This is a genomic window from Oleiphilus sp. HI0079, from assembly GCF_001635105.1.
In genome coordinates this window covers 1-1544 of record NZ_LWFT01000709.1, presented here as the reverse complement: position 1 = coordinate 1544, position 1544 = coordinate 1, and the positions used below count along the sequence as shown (strand labels likewise).

Annotated in this window: 1 protein-coding gene; it reads left to right on the top strand. The window is 50.4% G+C overall.

Annotation, left to right across the window (positions count from 1 at the left end):
- The coding region (locus A3750_RS12915) for an exodeoxyribonuclease V subunit beta (RefSeq protein ID WP_156498570.1) at positions 1–1544 on the top strand (1544 nt) is incomplete at both ends.

The following is a 1544-nucleotide window of genomic DNA, read 5'->3' as shown; positions in this document are numbered from 1 at the left end:
CGTCAAAAATATAGTGTTGCTTTGATTGATGAATTTCAGGACACGGACGCACTGCAGTACCCGATTTTCTCTCGTATCTTCGGAACGGCGGGGCAGGAGGCTTCGCCATCTCATCCTTCGTCACTCGTGCTTATTGGTGACCCCAAGCAGGCCATTTATGGATTTCGTGGCGGAGATATGGCGACGTATCTAAGGGCGCGTTCAGACGTCCTGGCGTCTGACAAAGGCCACGTTTTCACTATGCGGGATAACTGGCGATCCTCAGTTGCGGTGCTTGATGCTTTTAATGCTCTTTATGACAATCACGATAAGCCTTTCTTGGACAAAGGGATTGCTTATGTTGAGGTGCGCTCCGGTACGAATATGCGCAAACCTGAATGGGGCGCTGGGCTGTATATCGATCAGGTATGTAATGAGACAGACGGTGATAAGAAACGCAACAAAGAAGGTACGCAAGATGCGTTAGCGCGCCTTTGTGCAATGCGTCTCGTTAAGTTGCTGGGTGATGCGTCATTGCAGGTTAAGAGCGCAGATATCACGATTCTCGTTCGAGACCGAAATGAAGCCCTGGTTATGCAGCAGCATTTGCTCGCGCAGGGCGTGAAAGCGAGCTTTGATAATCGGCACTCAATCTTTCACACTCCGGAGGCCGTCTCCATCTACAACCTATTGTTCGCCGCTCAAAATACGGCGAGTGAGCGCGCGCTCATGCAGTGTTTGAGTGACCCGTTCTGGGGACTCAGTGATCGGTCCTTAATGGAAATGCAGCAAAATGAAGCGATTTCTTTTTCCTGGACGGAGCGCCTGCGAGAGATTGCACTCCGTTGGCAGGATCACGGGGTTTTATCAGCGGTTCGCTCTGCATTGGTCAGCTTTGGCGCGTTGGAGCATTGGCAAGGTTCAGAGGACCAAGAATTGCTCTGGGAGCGCAAACTCTCCAATGTCGGTCAAATTGCCGAATTACTCCAAGCCCAATCGGCGCGCATTGGCAGCCCTGCAAGTCTCTTGCACTGGTTTGCCCGACAGCTCGAGGAGGACGATTCGACTTTAGGAAAAGAGCGTGAAATACGCCTAGAAAGCGATGATCAGTTGGTGCGCATTGTAACGGTCCACAGTTCGAAAGGTCTTGAATATCCCGTCGTATTTGTCCCCTTTCTATCCTCAGGGAAAAGAGTGTCTGCTCCGGTTTGGTTTTATGATGAGGAGGGGCGCTTGTCTCTCGCTTTAGAGCCTGACGATAGTGAGAAAACCGCTGCCGAAAAAGAGAGTTTGGCAGAGGATTGTCGCTTGTTATATGTTGCATTAACCCGCGCAAAATATCGTTGTTATGTCGGCACGAGTGAGTTTTCAGGGAATGCGCTCAAAACCCATGCGACAGGTTTTGGCTATTTGCTGTTGAATGGCGACTCGCCAGACGGCCTTGAGAAAGGTTGGCTTCGTGATCGGCTAACGGTGCTTGCAGAGCATAAAGAGATCGAATATCAGTTTTGGACTAACGAGGACATACACAATCTGCGTATTGAAGATGCGCCATCTGTGACTCA